Below are 20560 nucleotides of genomic sequence, written 5' to 3'. Positions count from 1 at the left end.
TCTTTAATTAGATAGATAGTAAGTATCAGGTAATTGTTATGATTAACTCGAAGATGATATTCCGGATTCTGGGCTTTCTGCTTCTGATAGAAACAGCCATGTTACTATGCTGCGGAGGTGTCTCGCTCTTCTATGAAGAAGGGGATTTAAAAAGTTTCCTAATCTCATCAGCTCTTTCTGCCGGTATAGGCATTGTATTGCTCGCCATCGGCAAAGGGGCGGAAAAATCACTCAACCGACGTGACGGATATGTCATTGTCAGTGTGGCGTGGGTTACATTTTCCCTTTTCGGGATGTTACCTTATTATATAGGAGGATATATTCCCAATGTCGCCGACGCATTCTTCGAGACAATGTCCGGATTCAGCAGTACCGGTGCCACTATCTTGAACAATATCGAATCAATGCCTCACGGAATCCTATTCTGGCGTGCAATGACGCAATGGATAGGTGGTTTGGGAATTGTATTCTTCACCATTGCCGTCCTACCGATTTTCGGTGTGGGAGGTATCCAGGTATTTGCAGCGGAAGCCAGCGGACCGACGCACGACAAAGTGCATCCCCGTATTGGTGTCACCGCCAAATGGATATGGGGAATCTATGCCGGAATGACGGGAACTCTGATTATATTACTGACAGTGGGAGGCATGAGCATATTTGACAGTGTATGTCATGCTTTCACAACAACCAGTACAGGTGGCTTTTCCACCAAACAGGCCAGTATCGAGTATTACCATTCGCCTTATATAGATTATGTAATCTCTATTTTCATGTTCCTTTCAGGTATCAACTTTACGTTGCTACTGCTCATGTTCAATGGTAAAATAAAGAAATTTATCCATGATGCGGAACTGAAATTCTATTTCCTATGCGTATCTTTCTTCACCATATTCATTGCAGTCTGGCTCTATCAGACTTCTCCGATGAGCGTGGAAGAAGCATTCCGCAAATCCCTCTTCCAAGTTATTTCACTACAGACTTCGACAGGATTCGCCACAGCCGACTATATGCTCTGGCCTTCTATTCTTTGGGGGTGTCTCCTTATCGTAATGATCATCGGAGCCTGCGCAGGCAGTACAACCGGAGGTATCAAATGTATCCGCATGGTGATCCTCTTCAAGGTAGTAAAAAATGAATTCAAACATATCCTGCATCCCAATGCCGTACTTCCGGTACGGGTGAACAAACAGGTTATCTCCCCTTCCATCCAATCCACAGTATTGGCCTTCACCTTTTTGTACGCGGTAATTTCTATTATCAGCATACTCATTATGATGGGCTTTGGAGTCGGTTTTCTGGAGTCAGTGGGAACAGTTATCTCAAGTATGGGCAATATGGGACCGGGACTTGGCACGTGTGGTCCGGCTTTCTCATGGAGTGAATTGCCCGATGCAGCCAAATGGCTGCTTTCCTTCCTAATGCTGTTGGGGCGTCTGGAATTATTTACGGTATTATTGCTTTTCACTTCCGACTTTTGGAAGAAGAACTAAACAAAGATTGATATAAATTAATCGGAGTGCTAAAAAAACCTTTTTTGCTACCCCGACTTTGCAAAAAGTATAAATATTAGTTCTATATTTGCAGCCATTAAAAGAGAAAGATGAAACAAAGCTTAAAATTCGGACTACTTTTGGTACTGGCTTTGCTCATTCATTGCGCTACAGACGGGGCAATGGAAAACAATTGCAAAGCTTCCTCCCCGACTTATCGGCAGGAGAAGTGCTATGTATCTCAGGACCGTCCGGTACATAATGCTTTGGAACGCCTTTACCATCTTTATTCCACCCAATCTTGCGATATGAGTCATACGGACGTCGCACATGTTCCGGCAGATAAAAGTATACTGTTACTGATCACTTACTTCTGCGAGCATTATAAATTCCAAAGTCCGCCTCCCTTATCTTCGCTTCACTCTTCCGAATATTTCTACGATCCTATCTCCTATTATATATATGGGTTAAGAAAGATTGTGGTTTAGCCGACGGTACAGTCGACACTTTCATTCGTCATCTCTTACAGTTGGTTTTATCCCCCAGAGGGTGGACAAACTAATTGTTTATTTCTATATAATATTCAATCTAAACAGCTATTGAATTATGAATTTTACATTTTTAGTTGTTGTTTTACTGACAGCGCTTGCTTTTGTCGGTGTGGTGATAGCTCTTTCACGCGCTATCTCTCCCCGTTCGTACAACGCACAAAAATTCGAGGCTTACGAATGCGGTATCCCGACACGTGGTAAATCATGGATGCAGTTCCGTGTGGGCTATTACCTGTTTGCCATCCTGTTCCTGATGTTCGACGTTGAAACAGCTTTTCTGTTTCCATGGGCAGTGGTCATGCAAGATTTAGGCCCGCAGGGACTTGTTAGTATTCTCTTCTTCTTTATTATCTTAGTTCTGGGCCTTGCGTATGCCTGGAGGAAAGGAGCTTTGGAATGGAAATAACCAAAAAGCCAAAAATAAAATCAATTCCTTATGAGGAGTTCATTGACAATGAATCATTGGAAAAGTTGGTCAAAGAGCTCAATGCCGGAGGGGCAAACGTCGCTCTCGGAGTTCTTGACGACTTCATCAACTGGGGACGCAGCAATTCACTGTGGCCGCTTACTTTTGCAACCAGTTGTTGCGGTATCGAATTTATGGCACTGGGTGCCGCCCGTTATGACATGGCCCGCTTCGGGTTTGAAGTAGCCCGTGCCAGTCCGCGCCAGGCTGATATGATTATGGTATGTGGAACAATCACTAATAAGATGGCTCCGGTACTGAAACGACTGTACGATCAAATGCCCGATCCGAAGTATGTAATTGCTGTAGGCGGATGCGCTGTTAGCGGAGGTCCTTTCAAGAAATCCTATCATGTGGTGAATGGAGTAGACAAGATTCTCCCGGTCGATGTATACATTCCCGGATGCCCGCCACGTCCCGAAGCTTTCTATTATGGCATGATGCAATTGCAACGCAAAGTGAAAATAGAACGATTCTTTGGTGGAGTGAACAGAAAAGAGAAGAAGCCGGACTATTTAAATAATGAAGAATAAGGTATTAAAAAGGATTTATGCAAGAAATACAATTTATAGCCCCTGCAGCATTACACGACGAGATGTTGCGCTTGCGAAATGAGAAGCAGATGGACTTTCTCGAAAGCCTTACCGGTATGGACTGGGGAGTGGCAGATGAGAAAGACGCTCCGGAGAAGCTCCGTGGATTAGGCGTAGTCTATCATTTGGAATCTACCGTTACGGGCGAACGGATAGCACTGAAAACTGCGACAACAAACCGCGAACAACCGGAAATCCCGTCCGTCAGCGATATATGGAAAATAGCCGACTTCTATGAACGGGAAGTTTTCGATTACTATGGTATCACCTTTATAGGTCATCCTGATATGCGCCGTCTTTACCTGCGCAATGACTGGGTAGGTCATCCGATGCGCAAAGACAATGATCCAGAAAAAGACAACCCGCTCTGCATGACCAATGAGGAGACGTTCGATACAACTCAAGAAATCGAGCTGAACCCTGACGGAACAATTAAAAACAAAGAAACCAGACTTTTCGGGGAAGAAGAATATGTGGTCAACATCGGCCCGCAGCACCCTGCTACACATGGTGTTATGCGTTTCCGTGTTTCACTAGAAGGTGAGATCATCCGTAAGATTGACGCCAACTGCGGTTATATCCATCGGGGTATCGAGAAGATGAATGAAAGCCTCACTTATCCACAAACATTGGCCTTGACAGACCGTCTTGACTATCTGGGTGCGCATCAGAATCGTCATGCATTATGTATGTGTATTGAGAAAGCGATGGGGATCGAAGTAAGTGAACGTGTGCAATATATCCGCACGATCATGGACGAATTGCAACGTATTGATTCTCACTTGTTATTCTACTCCTGTCTGGCTATGGACTTAGGAGCCTTGACAGCTTTCTTCTATGGATTCCGCGACCGCGAAAAGATCCTTGATATTTTTGAAGAGACTTGTGGCGGACGTTTGATTATGAACTATAATACGATTGGCGGTGTACAGGCCGACCTTCATCCTAACTTCGTCAAACAAGTAAAAGAGTTCATTCCTTATTTAAGAGGAGTTATCCACGAATACCACGATATATTTACAGGCAATATCATTGCACAAAGCCGTATGAAAGGTGTCGGTGTATTGAGTCGTGAAGATGCGATTTCTTTTGGTTGTACGGGAGGTACGGGTCGTGCTTCAGGATGGGCCTGCGATGTACGCAAACGAATGCCATACGGTGTATATGATAAAGTGGATTTCAAGGAAATCATTTATACGGAAGGCGACTGTTTTGCCCGTTATCTGGTACGTATGGACGAAATCATGGAAAGCCTGAATATCATCGAGCAATTGATAGACAATATTCCCGAAGGGCCCTATCAGGAAAAGATGAAACCCATCATCCGCGTTCCTGAAGGAAGTTATTATGCCGCCGTGGAAGGAAGTCGCGGTGAGTTCGGTGTATTCCTCGAAAGCCAAGGTGACAAAACCCCTTATCGTCTCCACTACCGTTCTACCGGTTTGCCGCTTGTTGCAGCGATAGACACGATCTGTCGGGGAGCCAAGATAGCCGATTTGATCGCTATTGGCGGAACAATAGACTACGTAGTTCCGGATATAGACCGGTAATCACTAACCACTAAAACACTAAAAAATGTTCGACTTTAGTATAGTAACAAACTGGATACATGAGCTACTCCTCTCCGTCATGCCGGAAGGATTGGTCATCTTTATAGAATGTGTGGCTGTCGGTGTGTGCCTTGTTGCATTGTACGCCATCCTCGCCATCATCCTAATCTACATGGAACGTAAGGTTTGCGGTTTCTTCCAATGCCGTCTCGGTCCGAACCGTGTCGGTAAATGGGGTTCTATCCAAGTGGTATGCGACGTGCTGAAAATGCTGACAAAGGAAATCTTCATGCCGAAAGGCGCCGATCATTTCCTCTACAACCTTGCTCCATTTATGGTAATTATCGCTTCATTCCTCACTTTCGCCTGCATTCCTTTCAACAAGGGAGCGGCGATTCTGAATTTCAATGTAGGTGTATTCTTCCTGCTGGCTGCTTCCAGTATCGGTGTGGTCGGTATTTTGCTCGCCGGATGGGGTAGTAACAATAAGTTCTCTCTGATTGGCGCCATGCGAAGCGGAGCGCAAATTATCAGTTATGAACTTTCCGTCGGCATGAGTATCATGACGATGGTAGTACTGATGGGAACCATGCAATTCTCTGAGATTGTGGAAGGACAAGCCAACGGATGGTTTATCTTCAAAGGACATATTCCTGCCGTGATTGCCTTTATCATCTACCTGATTGCCGGAAACGCTGAATGTAACCGTGGTCCGTTCGACCTTCCCGAAGCGGAAAGTGAGCTGACAGCCGGATACCACACCGAATATTCCGGTATGGGTTTCGGTTTCTTCTACTTGGCGGAATACCTGAATCTGTTTATCGTAGCCAGCGTTGCCGCCACTATCTTTTTAGGAGGATGGATGCCGTTGCACATTGTCGGGCTGGATGGATTCAATGCCGTGATGGATTATATTCCCGGTTTCATCTGGTTCTTCGGTAAGGCATTCTTTGTAGTATTCCTGCTGATGTGGATCAAATGGACTTTCCCACGTTTGCGTATCGACCAGATTCTGAATCTGGAATGGAAATATCTGGTTCCTATCTCTATGGTAAACCTATTATTAATGGCATGTTGCGTAGCCTTCGGCCTCCACTTTTGATTAGATTATGGAATATAAAGATAAAAAATATACGTACTTAGGTGGTCTGGTGCATGGCATCAGTACACTGGCAACGGGTATGAAAACCAGTATCAAGGTGTACTTCCGCAAGAAAGTGACCGAGCAATATCCCGAGAACCGTAAGGAACTGAAAATGTTTGACCGGTTCCGCGGAACACTGAACATGCCCCACAATGAGAATAATGAACATCGCTGCGTAGCTTGTGGATTGTGCCAGATGGCTTGTCCGAATGACACTATCAAAGTGACCGGCGAAACAATCGAAACGGAAGACGGCAAAAAGAAGAAAATCCTGGCTAAATACGAATATGACTTAGGATCTTGCATCTTCTGCCAACTTTGTGTGAATGCGTGTCCGCATGATGCCATCACGTTCGACCAGAACTTCGAACACGCAGTATTCGACCGGACGAAGCTCGTCTTGCAACTGAACCGTCCCGGCAGTAAAGTAATAGAAAAGAAAAAAGAAGTATAGATATGGGATCAACACTTGAAACAGTAGTATTCTACTTTTTGGCAGCATTTATTATTGCTATGTCCATCATGACGGTGACTACCCAACGCATTGTCCGCTCGGCTACTTACCTGCTCTTCGTGCTTTTCGGCACGGCGGGTATCTACTTCTTGCTGGGCTACACCTTTCTGGGCTCTGTCCAGATTATGGTTTACGCCGGTGGTATCGTTGTGCTTTATGTATTCTCCATCCTGCTGACCAGTGGAGAGGGTGACCGTGCCGAAAGGCTGAAACGAAGCAGGTTCCTGGCAGGACTCTTTACAATGATTGCCGGTCTGGCGATAATCCTGTTCATCACGCTGAAGCACAACTTCATGCAGACAGCCAATCTTGCCCCGCAGGAGATAAACATCCATACGATCGGACACGCTTTGCTGAGTAGCGACAAGTACGGTTATGTACTGCCTTTCGAAGCAGTCAGTATCTTATTGCTGGCCTGTATCATCGGTGGAATCATGATCGCCCGCAAACGTTAATCATTAATCACTAAAAAACGAATCACTGATATGATACACATGGAATATTATCTGGTGGTCTCTACCATCATGATGTTTGCAGGAATCTATGGATTCTTTACCCGCCGCAACACGCTGGCTATCCTGATTTCCGTAGAGTTGATGCTAAACGCTACAGATATCAACTTCGCCGTGTTCAACCGTTTCCTCTTTCCGGGAGGAATGGAGGGCTATTTCTTTGCATTGTTTTCCATCGCCATCTCGGCTGCGGAAACCGCAATAGCCATCGCGATTATGATTAACATTTACCGTAACCTCCGAAGCATCCAGGTACGCAATCTGGACGACTTGAAATGGTAAGTATAAGTAATAATAACTCAAGTAATTAAAATAAACTGTATGGAACTAACAATTCTAATACTCCTTCTTCCTTTTTTCTCCTTTCTCCTATTGGGAATCGGGGGAAAATGGATGTCACACCGGACGGCAGGTGCCATCGGTACGTTGGTACTGGGAGCGGTAGCAATACTGTCTTACGTGACTGCTTTCCAATATTTCTCAGCCCCGCGACTGGAAGACGGAACATTTGCCACATTGATACCTTATAATTTCACGTGGCTACCTTTTACAGAGACGTTACATTTCGATTTGGGCATTCTGCTCGATCCTATATCCGTAATGATGCTGATTGTCATCTCTACCGTGTCGCTAATGGTACACATCTACTCCTTCGGTTACATGAAAGGCGAGATCGGTTTTCAACGTTATTACGCTTTCCTTTCCCTGTTCACCATGTCAATGCTGGGATTGGTAGTAGCTACAAACATTTTCCAGATGTATCTTTTCTGGGAGTTAGTGGGCGTAAGCTCTTATCTATTAATCGGATTCTACTATACAAAACCTGCTGCAATCTCCGCCTCCAAGAAAGCGTTTATTGTCACTCGTTTTGCAGACCTGGGCTTCCTCATCGGTATCCTGATTTACGGATATTACGGAGGAACATTCGGTTTTACTCCGGATACGGTATCGCTGGTTAGCGGCGGAGCGGCCATGCTTCCATTAGCCCTCGGATTAATGTTCGTAGGTGGTGCCGGAAAGAGTGCGATGTTCCCGCTACATATCTGGTTGCCGGATGCAATGGAAGGTCCTACTCCTGTCAGCGCCTTGATTCATGCGGCTACGATGGTAGTTGCCGGAGTCTATCTGGTGGCACGTATGTTTCCGCTCTTCATCGAATATGCTCCGAATACGTTGCATATGGTTGCCTGGGTAGGTGCAATCACTGCCTTTTATGCAGCAAGTGTAGCCTGTGTACAATCGGATATCAAACGTGTACTCGCATTCTCTACTATCTCGCAGATTGGTTTTATGATGGTGGCTTTAGGAGTTTGTACATCAATGAATCCTCATGAAGGCGGTTTGGGATACATGGCATCCATGTTCCACCTTTTCACGCACGCCATGTTCAAGGCGCTGCTCTTCCTCGGTGCCGGTAGCATTATCCATGCAGTACACTCCAATGAGATGTCGGCCATGGGCGGATTACGCAAATATATGCCGATTACCCATGGGACATTCCTGATTGCTTGTCTCGCCATTGCGGGTATCCCCCCATTCTCGGGTTTCTTCTCGAAAGATGAGATTCTGGCAGCTTGCTTCCAATACAGCCCTGTAATGGGTTGGGTGATGACGGTAATCGCCGCTATGACCGCTTTCTATATGTTCCGCCTTTACTACGGTATCTTCTGGGGAAAAGAGAACAAAGAACTTCATGCGCATCACACTCCCCATGAAAGTCCGTTGGCTATGACTTTCCCATTGATGTTTTTGGCAGCAGTGACTTGTGGAGCCGGATTTATTCCTTTCGGACACTTTATCAGTTCCAACGGTGAATCCTACTCCATTCATCTTGCCCCGTCAGTGGCTATCACAAGTGTTGTTATCGCGATTATTTCCATTGCCATCGCGACCTGGATGTATAAGAACGCCAAACAGCCTGTCGCCGATTCGCTGGCTAAACAGTTCAAGGGATTGCATAAGGCTGCCTATCACCGTTTCTATATTGACGAGATATACCAGTTCATTACGCATAAGATTATTTTCCGTTGCATCTCTACTCCTATCGCATGGTGGGACCGTCATGTCGTAGACGGATTCTTTGACTTCCTGGCATGGGCGACGAATGCGACAAGCGACGAGATTCGCGGCTTACAGAGCGGTCAGGTACAACAATATGCGTATGTGTTCCTTTGCGGTGCACTGGCACTTATTCTGCTGCTGGTTCTCTAAACAAGTAATAGTAAATCTTTAAACAGTAAATCATAAAGATGAATTTCTTATCAATATTCGTACTTATCCCCCTCCTGATGTTGGCCGGACTTTGGGCGGCACGAGGAATTAAAGCTATCCGGGGGGTTATGGTTACGGGCGCATCAGCGCTTCTGATAGCCTCTGTCGTACTTACATTCATGTATTTGGGAGAGCGTAGCGCCGGAAACACGGCGGAAATGCTTTTCCGTGCAGACACACTATGGTACGCACCGCTTCATATCTCCTACTCGGTAGGCGTAGACGGCATCTCGGTAGCTATGCTGTTACTGTCCGCCATCATCGTATTTACCGGCACATTCGCTTCCTGGCGTTTGCAACCGTTGACCAAAGAATATTTCCTTTGGTTCACGCTGTTGTCGATGGGAGTGTTCGGATTCTTTATATCCGTAGACCTGTTCACCATGTTTATGTTCTACGAAATAGCCTTGATACCTATGTATCTGCTGATTGGCGTATGGGGTTCGGGACGTAAGGAATATGCAGCGATGAAGCTGACACTCATGCTGATGGGTGGTTCCGCTTTCCTGCTGATCGGTATTCTCGGAATCTATTTCGGTGCAGGAGCCACTACCATGAACCTTCTCGAAATCGCACAGTTGCACAACATACCTTTTGCACAACAATGTATCTGGTTCCCGCTGACATTTCTCGGTTTCGGTGTGCTAGGCGCTCTTTTCCCCTTCCACACATGGAGTCCCGACGGTCATGCCTCCGCTCCGACAGCAGTTTCCATGCTTCATGCCGGAGTGCTGATGAAATTAGGAGGTTATGGTTGTTTCCGTATCGCCATGTATCTAATGCCGGAAGCCGCTAACGAACTTTCCTGGATATTCCTGATACTGACCGGTATCTCTGTCGTTTACGGAGCTTTCTCCGCTTGTGTACAGACTGACTTGAAATATATCAACGCATACTCTTCCGTATCCCATTGCGGATTAGTTCTTTTCGCAATCCTCATGCTGAACCAGACAGCAGCCACAGGCGCTATCCTCCAAATGTTGTCACACGGACTGATGACAGCATTGTTCTTTGCGCTTATCGGTATGATTTACGGACGTACCCACACCCGTGACGTACGCGAGCTTGCCGGTTTAATGAAGATCATGCCTTTCCTGAGTGTATGTTATGTCATTGCCGGTCTTGCCAATCTCGGTCTGCCGGGATTGAGCGGTTTTATTGCCGAGATGACCATCTTTGTCGGATCTTTCCAAGACAATGATGTATTCCACCGCACACTGACCATTATAGCCTGCTCCTCCATCGTGATTACAGCAGTCTATATCTTGCGTCTGGTAGGTAAGATTCTGTACGGGACCTGTACCAACAAGCATCACCTCGAACTGACCGATGCAACTTGGGACGAGCGTGTAGCCGTTATCTGCCTCATCGTTTGTGTAGCCGGACTGGGTATGGCTCCTTTCTGGGTAAGCCACATGATTGGTGAAAGTGTATTGCCCGTTGTCTCACAACTGATACCCTAGCTCTTTAATTTTTAATCTCTAATTTAATTGATAAAGATGGATTATTCACAATTTCTACATATGCGAGAAGAGCTGTCGCTCGTAGTAGTTCTGTTACTACTGTTTCTAGCCGACCTCTTCATGAGCCCGGATGCGCACAAGAACGATGGAAAGGCACGACTGAATACAATGTTTCCCGTCATTCTGATGGCTATCCATACGGCTATCAACCTGATACCGGGTACCGCTGCCGACATTTTCGGCGGTATGTACCACTATGTGCCCATACATACAGTCATTAAGTCAATCCTGAACGTAGGTACATTAATCGTCTTTCTGATGGCGCACGAATGGATGAAGCGTGAAGACACTTCATTCAAGCAAGGAGAGTTCTATGTACTCACTCTCTCTACTCTGTTCGGTATGTATCTCATGATTTCCGCCGGACACTTCCTGATGTTCTTCATCGGACTGGAGACTGCTTCCGTTCCCATGGCAGCTTTGATTGCCTTCGATAAATACCGTCACAACTCCGCCGAAGCAGGAGCCAAGTATATTCTTACCGCACTCTTCTCCAGCGCATTGCTGTTGTTCGGTTTGTCTATGATTTACGGTTCTGCCGGAACCTTGTATTTCGATGACCTTCCCGCCCATATTGACGGAAACCCGTTACAGATTATGGCATTTGTATTCTTCTTTACGGGTATGGCATTCAAGTTATCGCTCGTTCCGTTCCATCTTTGGACGGCAGACGTTTACGAAGGAGCCCCGAGTACGGTCACCGCTTACTTGAGTGTTGTATCCAAAGGATCGGCGGCATTTGTATTGCTGACTATCCTCATCAAGGTATTTGCTCCTATGATAAACGATTGGCAGGAAGTGCTCTATTGGGTAACGATAGCTTCCATCACCATCGCGAATATATTCGCTATCCGCCAACAGAACCTGAAACGTCTGATGGCATTCTCCAGTATCTCGCAGGCAGGATATATCATGCTTGGTGTAATCGGTGGCACGGCACAGGGAATGACAGCCCTAGTATATTATGTACTTGTGTATGCAGCCGCCAATCTCGGTGTATTTGCCGTAATCACTATTGTGGCATTGCGCAGCCAGAAGTTCACCCTCGAAGATTATGCGGGACTTTATAAAACGAATCCGAAGATCGCCCTCCTGATGACCCTTTCTTTGTTCTCATTAGCAGGCATTCCTCCATTTGCCGGATTCTTCTCCAAGTTCTTTATCTTCATGGCGGCCTTCGATGCAGGCTTTCATTTGTTGGTGTTTATAGCATTGGTCAATACAGTAATTTCGCTGTATTACTACCTGCTGATCGTGAAAGCGATGTATATCACCCCGTCCGAAAACCCGATTCCGACTTTCCGCAGTGACCGATGCACAAAGTGGGGACTGGCACTCTGCACGCTGGGCATCATCGGACTAGGTATCGCAAGCGTTGTATACCAGTCTATCGACAAACTGGCATTTGGAATCTAAACAAAAGAGCGTATGTCACTTCAAGGTGACATACGCTCTTTTGTTTATCTTTGTTGTCTTTTACTGAAGACTTTCTTCCGTCATGACCATTCCAGGTATCGTAAACCAAAAACGCGATCCCTTACCTTTTTCGGAGTCAACGCCAATACGTCCACCTAATTGTTCCACAATACTTTGGCAAATAGAAAGTCCTAATCCCGTGCCATGCACAAAAGAATTAAGCTTTACAAAACGCTCAAAGATGTGCGGTAATTGTTCCTTCTCTATTCCTATCCCCGTATCCTGAACATAGAACTCCAATCCTTCATCTTTCAGCACATATCCCACACGGATACTGCCCTCTGAAGTAAACTTAATCGCATTGTTCACAAAATTGGATATCACCTGATATATACGGTTACGGTCACTAGTAATATGGCAAATAGAAAAATTTGGTTCGAATACTAACTTTACATTCTCTTTCGTTTTCATCTGCATAGAACGGACCAGATCTTCACACAGCAGATTCACATCCACATCTCCATGCGAAAATTCAAATGTCCCTGCCTCAATTTTGGAAAGGTCGAGAATATCTGATATTAACTGTAACAGCAAATCATTATTTTCCCGCACGATCTTCATATACTCTCTCCGTTCTTCTATATCCGCAGTTTCCACCAATAAATCGGAAAAGCCTACGATAGCATTCAGAGGCGTACGGATTTCATGGCTCATATTGGCAAGGAAAGCACTTTTCAGACGGTCCATCATCTCCGCCTTATCACGTGCATGAATCAGTTCAGCCTCCGTCTCTTTCAGTTTCGTTATATCATAATTGACACCAATGATTTCGATTTCACCCTCTTCCGGTTTATATTGGGTTACCATCACATTCGTATTTACCCAGTTCCACTCATTTTCCGTTCCGGGACGAAGAATACGCATTTCCCCTTGAAAATGTTTTCTTTTCCCGACTTTGACTTCTTTATAGAAATCAAGCAGACCTTTGCGGTCTTCCGGATGCATTTTACGATAGACTCCTACTACATCACTTAATGCAATGTCTTCCTCTTCCCCCATATTTTTATACCATTGCTTGATGGCATATCCCTTCCGATTCAGAAGATTTAATTTCGCATAACCAACTTTTGCAAAATCGGATATCATCAAAAAGAAATTTTCAAAATCACGAATACGGTTCATTGCATCAATACGTTCCGTATTATCAATACTAATCAGAATATACCCGATAAACTCTCCCTCTCTATCGTACAGTTTAGTTACTTTCGAATACAATTCTATCACATTAGAACGCATGGTACGATAATATCCTTTAATCTGGTCGAAAGAATAATTAAGTCGGAAATCCACTAAATCCTCATTTCGTACACGATCACGAATCGTTTGCGGCACGTTCGGATTTTCAAAGAAGTTAATACCTATTACATCCTCTTTATTGGCAATTCCGAATATTTCCAAATTCTTATTGTTCAGATCAAGCAGATATCCATCCTTATCATAGATCTCTACTCCTGCCGGAATATTAGCAAATATATTTTTAAAAAGTTTCTCACTACGGTCCAATGCACGATTAGCCTCTACAGCCTCAGTTGAGTCCGTAAACAATCCTACCACCTCATCTTTCTCCGGCGAATACACAATCCAGTGAGTGTACAATCCCGTTTGAGGAAAATACTCATCCTTTTCTTTGTAAGGCTTACCATCAAGAACTTCAAGGATAAAATCCATTTTCTCTGAATGATCGGAAACCAAATCCGAAGCCAACACACCTACATATTGTTCCAAAGGTTTGCCAAAGAAATGGGAACTGATCTGGTTAGCGTCCGTTATCCGATAATCATAAGGCTTGTTGTTCTCGTCACGAAGAACAGACATACGTATATACCCCATTGGCATAAAATGGAAAAGATTACGTAAGAAAGACTGTTCATAAGTTACTTTATCTTTTGCTACGCGTAGTTCAATACAAATGCTTATAATATTTCCCAACGAAGAGAACCATTGAAAATCCTCGTTGCTCCAGTTACGATAACTATCTATCAATTCAATACCCATTCCTCCCCATACATGATCACCAGCCATCAAAGGAGTTACCATGAATGAATAGACTCCCCGTTCAGCAAATTCTCGTCTCGTTTCCGATGCTTCTTCCGGTAGTTGTTTCAACGAATTCAACACGATAGCTTTGCCAGACAGAATCTGCTGATTCCACCATTCCGACCGATCGACCGGTATGTCTTGCCAACATTGTTTTTCTGTCGACATCCCTTCGGAAACGACTTCATACGTGCAACTGCGATAAGTGTGTTCTTTATTGTACTCGAAAATATAGACACGTCCTTTTCCATTATAAAGATTCAGTATATCCTTTAAAATCTCTGTTACACATTCTTCAACTCTTTCATCCCGAAGAAAACGGTATAAAGACTGCGAAATGTAATTCTGACGGAGAAGCAAGTCATTCACACGTTTCAGAGCTTTCTTCTGTTCTATCTGTTCAGGAGCCTCTACGCGTTGAATCACTCCAAAAGATTTGTCTCCCCCATTAGTCCCCGTTCCTTTCTCACGGGAAGCCAAACGGGTATGCAACCAGACTTCGCCATATTTCGAATAGATGGGAAAGGTCTGTTCGTAAAAATCCTTATGGATAGAACTATTTGCCCGGAACTCATGTGCAATCTGACAACGATAATCTTCACGCACCAAGTTCAGAAAATCAGAAAATGAGATAGTATCTCCATCCAAATCCAAAAGATCACAAAGAAAGTCGGAACAAAGATAATATCCTCCCGTCAAATCCGCTTCCCACCATCCGACTTGAGCCAAAGAAGCCATTTTACGATACCGTTCGTAGTCTGTATGCATAATATTGATTTTTAAAGATACAAATATAAGAAAAATACATTACAAACAGTTATTTACAACTCAAATTTCAAGGCTGTATAAACAAAATAGTTGACAAACGGAACAATAAATGCGTACGTCGGTATCGACGCACGCATCAAACAATTGAAAAACCTCTTTAATCTTTTATTAATTCAAAGTCGGAAAAGAATAGTTTGTCCATGCAAAAACAGAAGTGTTTGCACCGGCATTAGAAGCCGACGTAGTCAGTGTGACAGTTCCCTGCCCAACGACATTCTTATCGGGATTTGTTTTATCAACATAATCCACCACTTTTTCGTTTGTATATGAGAAAGAAGAAGAAGTCGTAATATTGATAGTCACGGTGCCTCCCCCTTTTGAGTCGGTAGCGTCAACCAGGTCTTTTGCTTTCAGTGCATCAGCCGAAGTAGAAGCTACCAATGTGTTCTTGATAGTAGCAGTTGCACCACGACGCACCTTGATTACATCGTCCATTGCATTCTTCTGTCCGGTAGTCGTATTTCCACCTACCGTGTTATTGACAATCGTCATTCCGTCTATGATAAAATCAGACTGCCCCACATGGTCTACTCCGTTTCCATCCAGATTACCATCAGCCTCAACTCCACGCGGATCTTCTTCCGTGCTGGTATACCCGTCTTCCCAGATACCATAACAATTACTCAATGTGCCCTTATATCCTTGAGTGAAATCAAACATATCATCATCAGGATTGACAGCCAGCAGATTAGTCACATTTACTGTTCCACCGAAGAATTCGATAGCGTCATCGGCACTTTCCAACACATAAACGTTCTGGATTTTCGTCCCGTTACCCACACCGTTCAAAGTCAGCCCGTTGTGCTCAATATCAGCCGTATTACGTGCACCGGCATAGAGGATATTCACATAAGTCAGCGCACCGGAATTGTCGGCTCTGTCACTACCGCCGTATTTGTAAGCATTGTTAATCTCCGCATTGGCTGTATTAGTACCCTCTGCTCCCGCACCGGAAATAGGTGCTTTACCATTAAGGATAATTCCTCCCCAGTCACCGGCTTTCTTTGTCGCTTCTCCAGAAGTAAATGTGACAGGTTGTGAAGACGTACCGTTAGCATAAAGTTTTCCACCCTGTGCTACAAGAATATAGCTACTGAAACCTTTAGTCGCTTTAATCGTTGTTCCGGCAGGAATAGTCAGTTCGCCTCCATTTTCGATAATCACCGTTCCACCCAGAATGTATTCCCCTTCTTCCAACGTTTGTTTACCGGTCAGGTTTCCCATCAATGTTTTACCGTCGGCAGCCAGAATAGAAGCCCCGTCGGGAGTATCATTCCCGTCATCATCACTACCACAAGAAGTTAAAGTCAAAGTTGTTGCGATAGCAGCCATTGCCATCATGCTTAAGAATAATCTTTTCATCTTTTTAGCGTTTAATTGATAATATTTCTGTTTATATAGAGCTTAGAATGTGCACGACACTCCCAAGCTCACGTTAATTCCTTTTTTATAATCGCCCAATATCACTTTCCGACCGCTACCGTTCGCCTTACGGCTCAGTTGATAGGACGGATTAAGCAAGTTGCGTGCTTTAAGAGTAAGGGCAATATGCTTGCCTAATTTCGCCTGCGATACGAAGTCGAGCGTAGCCACTCCCTCTTCCATCACATCCTGAAACCCTTGTGTACCGATAGTATACACTTTTTCTCCCACATATCCGAAGACCAATGTGTTGGTAAACGAATATCCGGCTGAAACATAGGTGTGTGACAGATCGAAGTTGGCAATCCAAGGAGCCGCCCCTTCCAGTTGCGAGCCATCCGTATCGGTAGCGGCAATATCGGGGTCGTCCACTTTGGCATTCGTGTAGATATACGATCCGTTCAATCCTGCCGTCAGGCGGTTCATACCGTTGTTGGCTGTCGAGCGTGAGAATATTTTTTTGCGTATCTCCAGTTCAATCCCCGCCACAGTAGCCTGGTCGGCTACGTTTTCGTATGAAAGGAAACCTCCGGCACTTGGCGTTTCGATACGCGAAATAGGATTCTTTATCATTTTGTAGAAAGCAGTAACAGAGATCAATTCGGTTGATGTAGGGTTGAAATCCCATTTCAAGTCTATGTTGTAATTGTCCGACGGTTTCAGATTTGCGTTACCCTGACTCTTAAAGTTGACACCCACATAGCGGTAAGGTGAAATTTCCTTCGACTGAGGCAAAGTATATGTCTTGCTCAATCCAAGCCGCAAGGCGTTCTTATCATTCAGGCTGTACCTCATGTTCAAACTCGGAAGGAAGTAGTTTTTCCGGATATTGTTCTTGCCTTTGGAGTTTCCTTTATCCACATTGTAGTCTACGGTCATATCCACATTGTCATACTTCAAGCCGAGATTGACCACCCAATGCCGGGTGAACTGATAGACCGCTTCCGCATAAACCGAATGTATGTTCTTCTTCACCGCATATTTATCCACCGCATTGTCCAGCGTGAAACGGTCGTTGAAATGGGCCGCAGAATAAAAGTCATCCAATGAAATATCGTCCACCGAAGTAAATGAAGGACCATTCAAGGTAATCATATTGTATTCCGTCTGTTTGAAATCATCGTTAATGATACGTCCGGTGTATCCGAACCGAAGTCTGGAGATTTCTTCCCAATCGTCTTTCAAGCGATAAACCACTCCGGCACGGAGATTCAGATCATTCTCCGTCAGAGAAGAGAAAGTACGGAACTGTGTATTACCTCCTACCAATCCGTATCCGGTTTCATTCCGGGTTATCTGGTTGATACGGCGATCCGGCTCATATCCGCGCACCATATTATAGGAGGCTCCTGCGTCAACGCTCAGCCGGTCTGTCAATCCCCAGTTCGTCATGATCTGGTTGACTAATAACAGATTGTCGTTCACCTGCTGACGACGGGTCATTCCCAGATTACCGTAATCGTCACTGAAAGTAGCGTCTTTCCCTTCGTAGTTTCCCACAGACTGCACATTGCTATGTACCATCATGAAGTTGTAAGACAAATGATGACGATTGTGCATATCATAATCTACATTAGCCAATGCCAACTGACTGATATTCGTTGTTGACTTATGTCCGTTCAGATCTTTGTATATAGTACCGCCCGTATTTGTATTACGTATGATTTCATCCGTATATCGATAATCAACGGAATGCCCCACAGTGGCAAAGAACGAAAGAGCATCCCGTTGCCGACCTACATAAAACTTCTTTCCGCCTGCGATATTATAACTGCGGTCCATCTGGAAGTTTTGCGCCGACGGGTCGAGTTTGTTCTTAAATCCCCACACATCCGTGCCCGGTTCCGTCCGATTGGCAAATCCCAGCAGATTCACTCCATCCGGTTGGAAAAAATCGGAGGAAAGGGTCTGTGTATTCACACCGGCCGATACACTGGCGCTAATGTAACCGTTGCCTACCAGTTCTTTGGACGAGATATCAATATTTGCGCCCCCTACATCGCCTCCGTTCCCGGCAGTAAATGCTTTGTTGACTCCTACGGACTGTATAAGGTCGGTTCCGAAAAAATCAAGAGAGATATTCTTGTATTCCGGGTCTTCCGACGGCACAGGGAAACCATTGAACGTAGTAGTATTATAGCGGTCACCCAATCCACGTACGAATACGTTCTTCACACCGTCCTGCTTGGAAATTCCGGCGACTTTCGTCACAGCTCCTTCCGCATCCGAAACTCCTTTGCGTGAAAGCTCCTTCACACTGACCGACTGCACGGCAATGACCGCCTTTTGCTGTTCCAGCAAAGCCATATTCTCATTTTCCCGGTTCTTTTTCGCCACAACAACCACATCCGACAGCTCTTGCGCATCCGTCTCCATCTCCATATTCAGAATGACCAGATTCCCATTCTCTACGCGGACCTTCCGACGTACTTCAGTCTTATATCCTACGTATTTAATCTCGATATCATACATACCCTCCAACACTCCCACACCGTTTAGCTCAAAATTACCGTTCATATCGGTAACCGCTCCGGCCTGGGTTCCAAGCAAGCGTATCGTCGCACCTATCAAAGGCTCTTTGGATAACTTGTCCTTTACAGCTCCTTTAATCTTGATATTGGCAGCCAATGCGGGAAGTACACACAACAGACAAAAGAAGGCCGCCACTGAAAATCGGATAAGAAATAGCTTTTTCATCTACCTTTACTCTACGTTTTTGATTACGTCGGCAAAGGTAGATGGCCTGTGTTACAAGATTGAGACAAAGAAAATACAATCAATTGAAAGAGTCGTTGCAATGTTATTACACTGCAATATCCTCTATCAGTTTTCTATCTTTACTCCTATCCGGCGCAAGTCCGCACCTGACGGATTCTGGAAGACACGCAAGTCAAATTCCGGAATAATGGCAAGCACATGATCGAAAACATCCGCCTGTATGCCTTCATACGGAATCCAGTCCTTAGAAGCGGAAAAGAAATAAAGTTCCATCGGAATACCTGTTTCGGTAGGTTGAAGCTGGCGTACCATGCACGTCAAGTCTTGATTGACGGTAGGCAGGCTTTTCAGATAATTCGTAAGATAGGCACGAAAGACGCCCAAGTTAGTCTGGCGACGCCCGTTCACCAATACGGAGTTGTCAATATGATGCTCTTTATTATACTCCTTCACGACCTTCTCCGTTGTCTCCACATACTCCTTCAGCAATTGGATTTTACGATATTTCGCCAACATCTCCGGTGTACAGAAACGAACGCTGGTCATGTCGATATTAATGGAACGCTTCACACGCCGTCCACCGGATTCCCGCATCCCCTGCCAGTTCTGGAAAGAATCACTGACCAGCAAATAAGGCGGTATGGTCGTAATCGTATTATCCCAATTACGCACTTTTACCGTATTCAAAGTCACTTCTATCACAGTTCCGTCGGCGCCATATTTCGGCATAGCAATCCAGTCGCCTACTTTCAGCATATTATTGGCAGAAAGCTGAATACCGGAAACAAAACCCATAATACTATCCTTGAACACCAACATCAGAATAGCGGCCGAAGCTCCCAATCCGGTAAGCAACACCATCGGACTCTGCTTAATCAGAATACTTACGATAATAATAGCCCCGACAAAGAAAAGAACGACTTGAGCGGTCTGCAACAACCCCTTCAGAGGCTTGTCCTTATATTGCTCCTTTTCACTGTAAACATGATATACCGCCGACAGAAAGACACTGATGAAACGGAGGAAAACCGCCAAGATATAAATAAGGCAAAGCCGTCGCAGGAAATCGAGCAAGTTGGAGTCGGCATGTTCCGGGAAAGCGATGGGAATAGCAAGGTAAATCAATATCGGGGCTACCATCCGGCTGACGTGAACCATTACCTTATGGTCGAACACTATGTCGTCCCAAGTAGCTTTGGTCCGTTTCACCAATTTCGCTACCGTACGCAAAATGATCTTACGGCAAATCAGATTAGCCAACAAGGCCACACCAATAATCAGCAACAAAATGACAAAGTTGTCCACCTTATCCGCCAAAGCCTCATCCATTCCTGCCGAAAGCAATGCATGGTTCACTTCCTGAATCACTACATCAGTCACCTCCTGTGTTCCGCCATTGGCCAACTCAACTGTCACGGTATCAACTATTTCTTTTACTTCTTCCATAAGTAATCTTCTCTCTATT

Annotated in this window: 16 protein-coding genes; 12 read left to right on the top strand and 4 right to left on the bottom strand. The window is 44.9% G+C overall.

Annotation, left to right across the window (positions count from 1 at the left end; genetic code table 11):
• Nucleotides 1-38 precede the first annotated feature (38 nt).
• The 12 genes from ACNOGP_RS08400 (at nt 39) to ACNOGP_RS08345 (ending at nt 12030) form a co-directional block, all read left to right on the top strand.
• The gene (locus tag ACNOGP_RS08400; protein WP_143864891.1) at nt 39-1490 is read left to right on the top strand and encodes a TrkH family potassium uptake protein; all 1452 of its coding nucleotides are present in this window, start codon (nt 39-41) and stop codon (nt 1488-1490) included.
• Nucleotides 1491-1600: 110 nt separating this feature from the next.
• On the top strand, nt 1601-1978 hold the full coding sequence (locus tag ACNOGP_RS08395; RefSeq protein ID WP_186966752.1) for a hypothetical protein: 378 nt from the start codon (nt 1601-1603) through the stop codon (nt 1976-1978).
• Between the two features lie 118 nt (nt 1979-2096).
• Nucleotides 2097-2447, top strand: coding sequence for an NADH-quinone oxidoreductase subunit A (locus tag ACNOGP_RS08390; RefSeq protein WP_007751185.1), 351 nt, complete (start codon nt 2097-2099; stop codon nt 2445-2447).
• A complete protein-coding gene (locus ACNOGP_RS08385) occupies nt 2438-3040 on the top strand; it encodes an NADH-quinone oxidoreductase subunit B (protein ID WP_007764716.1) in 603 nt (200 codons plus the stop codon). Before ACNOGP_RS08390 ends, ACNOGP_RS08385 begins: the two co-directional genes overlap by 10 nt.
• 17 nt (nt 3041-3057) lie before the next feature.
• Nucleotides 3058-4650, top strand: a complete 1593-nt coding sequence (locus ACNOGP_RS08380) for an NADH-quinone oxidoreductase subunit D (protein ID WP_418214540.1) — start codon at nt 3058-3060, stop codon at nt 4648-4650.
• A gap of 25 nt (nt 4651-4675) precedes the next feature.
• A complete protein-coding gene (nuoH, locus tag ACNOGP_RS08375; RefSeq protein ID WP_373172121.1) occupies nt 4676-5752 on the top strand; it encodes an NADH-quinone oxidoreductase subunit NuoH in 1077 nt (358 codons plus the stop codon).
• A 7-nt stretch (nt 5753-5759) separates the two neighbouring features.
• Nucleotides 5760-6248 carry a 4Fe-4S binding protein gene (locus ACNOGP_RS08370; protein WP_007751191.1) on the top strand — a complete coding sequence of 163 codons (489 nt, stop codon included), beginning with the start codon at nt 5760-5762 and terminating at the stop codon, nt 6246-6248.
• 2 nt (nt 6249-6250) lie between these two features.
• Nucleotides 6251-6763 (top strand): NADH-quinone oxidoreductase subunit J, encoded by a 513-nt coding sequence (locus ACNOGP_RS08365; protein ID WP_007751193.1) that lies wholly within the window; start codon nt 6251-6253, stop codon nt 6761-6763.
• A 30-nt stretch (nt 6764-6793) separates the two neighbouring features.
• Nucleotides 6794-7102, top strand: a complete 309-nt coding sequence (gene nuoK / locus ACNOGP_RS08360) for an NADH-quinone oxidoreductase subunit NuoK (protein ID WP_007764713.1) — start codon at nt 6794-6796, stop codon at nt 7100-7102.
• Between the two features lie 39 nt (nt 7103-7141).
• Nucleotides 7142-9031: an NADH-quinone oxidoreductase subunit L gene (gene nuoL, locus ACNOGP_RS08355; protein WP_418214539.1), complete on the top strand. Its 1890-nt coding sequence runs from the start codon at nt 7142-7144 to the stop codon at nt 9029-9031.
• A 38-nt stretch (nt 9032-9069) separates the two neighbouring features.
• On the top strand, nt 9070-10554 hold the full coding sequence (locus ACNOGP_RS08350) for a complex I subunit 4 family protein (RefSeq protein WP_186927299.1): 1485 nt from the start codon (nt 9070-9072) through the stop codon (nt 10552-10554).
• A 36-nt stretch (nt 10555-10590) separates the two neighbouring features.
• On the top strand, nt 10591-12030 hold the full coding sequence (locus tag ACNOGP_RS08345) for an NADH-quinone oxidoreductase subunit N (RefSeq protein ID WP_418214538.1): 1440 nt from the start codon (nt 10591-10593) through the stop codon (nt 12028-12030).
• A gap of 60 nt (nt 12031-12090) precedes the next feature.
• Here the strand turns inward: ACNOGP_RS08345 and ACNOGP_RS08340 are convergent, their stop codons facing one another.
• The 4 genes from ACNOGP_RS08340 to ACNOGP_RS08325 form a co-directional block, all read right to left on the bottom strand.
• A complete protein-coding gene (locus ACNOGP_RS08340) occupies nt 12091-14895 on the bottom strand; it encodes an ATP-binding protein (protein WP_418214537.1) in 2805 nt (934 codons plus the stop codon).
• A 168-nt stretch (nt 14896-15063) separates the two neighbouring features.
• Nucleotides 15064-16317 carry a hypothetical protein gene (locus ACNOGP_RS08335; protein WP_418214536.1) on the bottom strand — a complete coding sequence of 418 codons (1254 nt, stop codon included), beginning with the start codon at nt 16315-16317 and terminating at the stop codon, nt 15064-15066.
• A gap of 42 nt (nt 16318-16359) precedes the next feature.
• A complete protein-coding gene (locus ACNOGP_RS08330; RefSeq protein WP_418214535.1) occupies nt 16360-19074 on the bottom strand; it encodes a TonB-dependent receptor in 2715 nt (904 codons plus the stop codon).
• A 126-nt stretch (nt 19075-19200) separates the two neighbouring features.
• Complete coding sequence (locus ACNOGP_RS08325; RefSeq protein ID WP_143864884.1) at nt 19201-20541, bottom strand: mechanosensitive ion channel family protein; 1341 nt, start codon at nt 20539-20541, stop codon at nt 19201-19203.
• Between the last annotated feature and the right edge of the window lie 19 nt (nt 20542-20560).

This window comes from Bacteroides difficilis (assembly GCF_048319815.1).
GTDB classification, from domain to species: domain Bacteria; phylum Bacteroidota; class Bacteroidia; order Bacteroidales; family Bacteroidaceae; genus Bacteroides; species Bacteroides zhangwenhongii.
This window is presented reverse-complemented; position numbering and strand designations above follow the sequence as displayed.

Excerpts from the sequence above, each read along its gene's own strand:
- nuoK (WP_007764713.1), top strand. The coding sequence starts at position 6,794 with ATGATACACATGGAATATTATCTGGTGGTCTCTACCATCATGATGTTT.
- nuoH (WP_373172121.1), top strand. The coding sequence starts at position 4,676 with ATGTTCGACTTTAGTATAGTAACAAACTGGATACATGAGCTACTCCTC.
- ACNOGP_RS08345 (WP_418214538.1), top strand. The coding sequence starts at position 10,591 with ATGGATTATTCACAATTTCTACATATGCGAGAAGAGCTGTCGCTCGTA.
- nuoL (WP_418214539.1), top strand. The coding sequence starts at position 7,142 with ATGGAACTAACAATTCTAATACTCCTTCTTCCTTTTTTCTCCTTTCTC.
- ACNOGP_RS08365 (WP_007751193.1), top strand. The coding sequence starts at position 6,251 with ATGGGATCAACACTTGAAACAGTAGTATTCTACTTTTTGGCAGCATTT.
- ACNOGP_RS08395 (WP_186966752.1), top strand. The coding sequence starts at position 1,601 with ATGAAACAAAGCTTAAAATTCGGACTACTTTTGGTACTGGCTTTGCTC.
- ACNOGP_RS08340 (WP_418214537.1), bottom strand. The coding sequence starts at position 14,895 with ATGCATACAGACTACGAACGGTATCGTAAAATGGCTTCTTTGGCTCAA.
- ACNOGP_RS08370 (WP_007751191.1), top strand. The coding sequence starts at position 5,760 with ATGGAATATAAAGATAAAAAATATACGTACTTAGGTGGTCTGGTGCAT.
- ACNOGP_RS08350 (WP_186927299.1), top strand. The coding sequence starts at position 9,070 with ATGAATTTCTTATCAATATTCGTACTTATCCCCCTCCTGATGTTGGCC.
- ACNOGP_RS08400 (WP_143864891.1), top strand. The coding sequence starts at position 39 with ATGATTAACTCGAAGATGATATTCCGGATTCTGGGCTTTCTGCTTCTG.
- ACNOGP_RS08330 (WP_418214535.1), bottom strand. The coding sequence starts at position 19,074 with ATGAAAAAGCTATTTCTTATCCGATTTTCAGTGGCGGCCTTCTTTTGT.
- ACNOGP_RS08325 (WP_143864884.1), bottom strand. The coding sequence starts at position 20,541 with ATGGAAGAAGTAAAAGAAATAGTTGATACCGTGACAGTTGAGTTGGCC.
- ACNOGP_RS08335 (WP_418214536.1), bottom strand. The coding sequence starts at position 16,317 with ATGAAAAGATTATTCTTAAGCATGATGGCAATGGCTGCTATCGCAACA.
- ACNOGP_RS08390 (WP_007751185.1), top strand. The coding sequence starts at position 2,097 with ATGAATTTTACATTTTTAGTTGTTGTTTTACTGACAGCGCTTGCTTTT.
- ACNOGP_RS08385 (WP_007764716.1), top strand. The coding sequence starts at position 2,438 with ATGGAAATAACCAAAAAGCCAAAAATAAAATCAATTCCTTATGAGGAG.
- ACNOGP_RS08380 (WP_418214540.1), top strand. The coding sequence starts at position 3,058 with ATGCAAGAAATACAATTTATAGCCCCTGCAGCATTACACGACGAGATG.